3 protein-coding genes and 1 pseudogene are annotated in these 4,005 nt (G+C 72.8%); 3 read left to right on the top strand and 1 reads right to left on the bottom strand.

What is annotated here, in order from left to right; all coding sequences use genetic code 11:
* Positions 1 to 844 (bottom strand): diacylglycerol kinase family protein (locus tag KBX39_RS25285; RefSeq protein ID WP_210872852.1); only part of this gene is annotated, 844 nt, incomplete at its 3' end.
* Positions 845 to 966: 122 nt separating this feature from the next.
* Between KBX39_RS25285 and KBX39_RS25280 the strand changes: the two genes are divergently transcribed.
* From KBX39_RS25280 to KBX39_RS25270, 3 genes and pseudogenes are all read left to right on the top strand, one after another.
* The gene (locus tag KBX39_RS25280; RefSeq protein ID WP_043327554.1) at positions 967 to 2,256 is read left to right on the top strand and encodes an adenylosuccinate synthase; all 1,290 of its coding nucleotides are present in this window, start codon (positions 967 to 969) and stop codon (positions 2,254 to 2,256) included.
* 175 nt (positions 2,257 to 2,431) lie between these two features.
* Positions 2,432 to 3,367: a type IV toxin-antitoxin system AbiEi family antitoxin domain-containing protein gene (locus KBX39_RS25275; protein ID WP_210872850.1), complete on the top strand. Its 936-nt coding sequence runs from the start codon at positions 2,432 to 2,434 to the stop codon at positions 3,365 to 3,367.
* Between the two features lie 91 nt (positions 3,368 to 3,458).
* Positions 3,459 to 4,005, top strand: a pseudogene (locus KBX39_RS25270) (ATP-grasp domain-containing protein); the annotation flags it as partial.

The raw sequence follows: 4,005 nt of genomic DNA, 5'->3' as shown, positions 1-4,005 counted from the left end.
CCTTCTTCCGGCCCAACGCCGACCGGGTCACCACTGGTACGGCGACGCCGACCGTCACCCGTCCGTCGGCCGGGTCCGGCCCGCCCAGCAGGTCCACCTCGCCGAGGCGCGCGTACCCGCCCGCGTTGCCGATCGCGCACGCGGTGATCGGCTCGGCGCCGTCACTGAGCACCGTGCCGTCGACCTCGACCCGGGCCCGCCAGTGCAGCGGCCGGCCGGCGTCGTCGGCGGCGCCGAGCAGCGCGCCGTCGAGCGTCACCGAGCCGCCGTCGTTGCGCAGCAGGTCCAGCCGCCGGGTCGTGCCGTCCAGCACCGCCGCGGCCACCCCGGCCGGATCCCGGGGCAGCCCGAGCTGCGCGGCCAGGTCACGCGCCGTCCCGGACCGGGCCGGATCGAGCGGGAGTACGCCGACCGGGGGCAGGTCGGGCACCGTCCGGTTGTCGGCCAGGTCCGCGGGGCGGCGGCTCGGCGGCGGAGCGTACCGGCGCACCAGCCGGCGCAGGACGGCGCGCAACTGACCGTCACTGGCCGTGGCGACGATCAGCCGGGTCTTGCCGTCGGGGTCCGGCCAGGTGAGGCCGTCGGGGCGCGGTGGGCCGTCGAGCCGGGCCAGCACCTCGTCGATCTCGGCGTCCGACCGGGCGGTCACCGTGGTCACCCGGGCACCCCGGGCGGTCAGCTCGTCCGCGCAGGCCAGCACCGGTACGCGCGGCGTCTCGCAGCGCTCCTCGCCGCTCTCGGCGGCGGTGTCGTCCGCGCCGCCGCAGCAGGCGCCGCCGCTGCCGCAGCCACCACCGGGAGCGTCCCGCTCCGAGCCGAGGGTGAGCAGCACCACGTCGTACACGAAGGAGCCTCCTGCTTCTCGACCAACCCCTGCTGGTCCCGCCGTCACTACTTGTTAGCCTGACACCCCGGGCTCGCAGACCGGTCGCCACCTGGCACCCGAGCCTTCTGGAGGCGGAAGAGATGCCAGCGATCGTGCTGCTCGGCGCCCAGTGGGGCGACGAGGGCAAGGGCAAGGTTACCGACCTGCTGGGTGAGCGGGTCGACTACGTCGTGCGCTACTCCGGCGGCAACAACGCAGGCCACACGGTGATCACGCCGGACGGCCAGAAGTACGCGCTGCACCTGATGCCGTCCGGTGCGCTGTCACCGAGCGCGATGATCGTGATCGGCAACGGCGTGGTGGTCGACCCGAAGGTGCTGCTGCAGGAGATCGACGGGCTCGCCGAGCGCGGCGTGGACGTGTCCCGCCTGCGCATCTCCGGCGACGCGCACCTGATCATGCCGCACCACCGGGCGCTGGACCGGGTGGTCGAGCGCTACCTCGGCAGCGCCCGCATCGGCACCACCGGCCGGGGCATCGGCCCCGCGTACGGCGACAAGGTCGCCCGGATGGGCATCCGCCTGCAGGACCTGCTCGACCCGGGCATCCTGCGCAAGAAGCTGGAGCTGGCGCTCCGCGAGAAGAACCAGCTGCTGTTCAAGGTCTACAACCGCAAGGCGATCGACGTCGAGGAGACGGTCGAGGAGTACCTCCAGTACGCCGAGCGGCTGCGCCCGTACATCGCCGAGACCCGGGTGATGCTCTGGGACGCGCTCGACCGCGGCGAGACCGTGCTGCTGGAGGGCGCCCAGGCCACCATGCTCGACATGGACCACGGCACCTACCCGTTCGTCACCTCGTCGAACCCGACGGCCGGCGGGGCGTGCGTGGGCGCGGGCATCCCGCCGACCGCGATCACCAAGGTCATCGCGGTGAGCAAGGCGTACACGACGCGGGTGGGCTCCGGCCCGTTCCCGACCGAGCTGTTCGACGACAACGGGCAGCACCTGCGCAAGGTCGGCCACGAGTACGGCACCACCACCGGCCGGGAGCGCCGCTGCGGCTGGTTCGACGCGGTGGTGGCCCGGTACGCGTGCCGCCTCAACGGCGTCACCGACCTCGTGGTCACGAAGCTGGACGTGCTGACCGGTCTGGCGAAGGTGCCGATCTGCGTCGGGTACGAGATCAACGGCGAGCGCTTCGACGACATGCCGATGACGCAGACCGACTTCCACCACGCCACGCCGATCTACGAAGAGCACGACGGCTGGTGGGAGGACATCACCAAGGCGCGCACCGAGGACGAGCTCCCGGAGAACGCGAGGCGCTACATCGCCCGCATCGAGGAGCTGACCGGCACCCGCGTGAGCGTGGTGGGTGTGGGCCCGGGCCGAGAGGAAAACGTCCTCCGCCACCCCCTCCTCCCCTAAACTCGCCCTTTGTCGTTGATCAAGGAGTTTGTGTCCAGTCCGGCGTCGGATCCGTACACAAACTCCTTGATCAACGGGGCGGTCGCGGAGTGGCCACCGGGAGAGTAGGTCTGTTTATCCACAGGGTTGTCCACAGGGGTTTCGGCTGTGGAGTGGCGCGGGGGAGCCTGCGCGTGTGGGTGAATTCGACGAGCTGACGCGGCTGGCTGCCGGGCAGGGCGGGTTCGTGACGGCGGGGCAGGCGTTGCGCCTGGGCCTCGGCCGGGAGCAGATCCGGTACCTCGTCCGGGCCGGACGATGGACGCGCGTCTCGCGCGGCTGCTACCTCCCGTCCGCAGGGCCGACGGCGGTGGCGCTGCGACGTGTCCGCATCCGCGCCGCGATCGCGAGCCTGGGGCCGGGCGCGGTCGCCGTACTCGACACCGCCGCCGAACTGCACGGCATCGCCGGCCTTCCGCCGGCGGCGGCGATCCACGTCTCGGTGCCGCCGGACCGGCCGCACGTGCAACGCCGGGCGGAGCCGGGACTGACGGTGCACCAGTTGACGCTCGCCGACGCGGACGTGTGCCAGGTCGAGGGCGTGCCGGTCACCACACCGGCGCGGACCGTTGCCGACGTGTTGCTGCGGGCTCGGCGCTACCCGGCGGTGTGCGTTCTCGACTCCGCGCTCAACCAGGGGATCCTGGCCGAGGACGACCTGTCCCTGGTGCTCGCGCATTTCGCCGGACGCCGCGGGGCGGTCGCCGCCCGGGGGTACCTGGCCGAGGCGGACGGCCGGGCACAGTCACCCCTGGAGACCCGCACCCGGCTCCGCTGCGTCGACGGCGGCGTGCCGCCGGACACCCTCCAACTGCCGGTCCGGGACGAGGACGGTTACCTGCTCGGCATCGGGGATCTGGCATGGCGGGGCGCGCGCCTGATCGCCGAGGCGGACGGCCGGGCCCCGCACCTGACCCCGGAGGCCGTCTACGCCGACCGCTTCCGGCAGAACCGCCTGGTCAACGCCGGCTGGCGGATCCTCCGCTTCACCTGGTCCGACACCCTCCGCCCCGACTACATCCCCCAGACGGTCAGACGAGCCCTGCGCCAGAGCCGTCACCCACCCCGTTGATCAAGGAGTTTGCGGCCGGAAAACCCCAAATCTGGGACGCGAACTCCTTGATCAACGGGGTGGGGTGGGGTGGTCAGTAGGATGCGGGGTCGTGCGCGTACTTCTTGTGGGTGGTGGTGGGCGGGAGCACGCTCTCGCGCTCGGACTCGCCGGGGATCCGGCTGTCGAGGCGCTCGTCGCAGCGCCGGGGAATCCGGGGATCGGCGAGGTCGCCTCGCTTCGGGAGGTGACACCCACCGACCCGGCGGCCGTGGCGGCCCTCGCCGTCGAGGTCGCGGCGGACCTGGTGGTCATCGGCCCGGAGGCGCCGCTGGTGGCGGGCGTCGCCGACGCGGTACGCGCCAAGGGCATCGCGGTGTTCGGCCCGAGCGCCGAGGCGGCCCGGCTGGAGGGCTCGAAGACGTTCGCGAAGGACGTGATGACGGCGGCCGGTGTGCCGACCGCCCGCGCGTACACCTGCGAGGACGCGGCTGCGGTGGCGCGGGCGCTGGACGAGTTCGGCGCGCCGTACGTGGTGAAGGACGACGGGCTGGCCGCCGGCAAGGGCGTCGTGGTCACCGACGACCGGGCCGCCGCCGAGCGGCACGCCGCGGAGTGCGGACGGGTGGTGATCGAGGAGTACCTGTCCGGTCCCGAGG

Origin of the sequence: Micromonospora sp. D75, from assembly GCF_018070405.1 — a bacterium.
GTDB lineage: Bacteria > Actinomycetota > Actinomycetes > Mycobacteriales > Micromonosporaceae > Micromonospora > Micromonospora chalcea.
Note: the sequence above shows the minus strand (reverse complement) of the source record. Positions and strands in the feature narration are given on the sequence as shown.

Excerpts from the sequence above, each read along its gene's own strand:
- KBX39_RS25280 (WP_043327554.1), top strand. The coding sequence starts at position 967 with ATGCCAGCGATCGTGCTGCTCGGCGCCCAGTGGGGCGACGAGGGCAAG.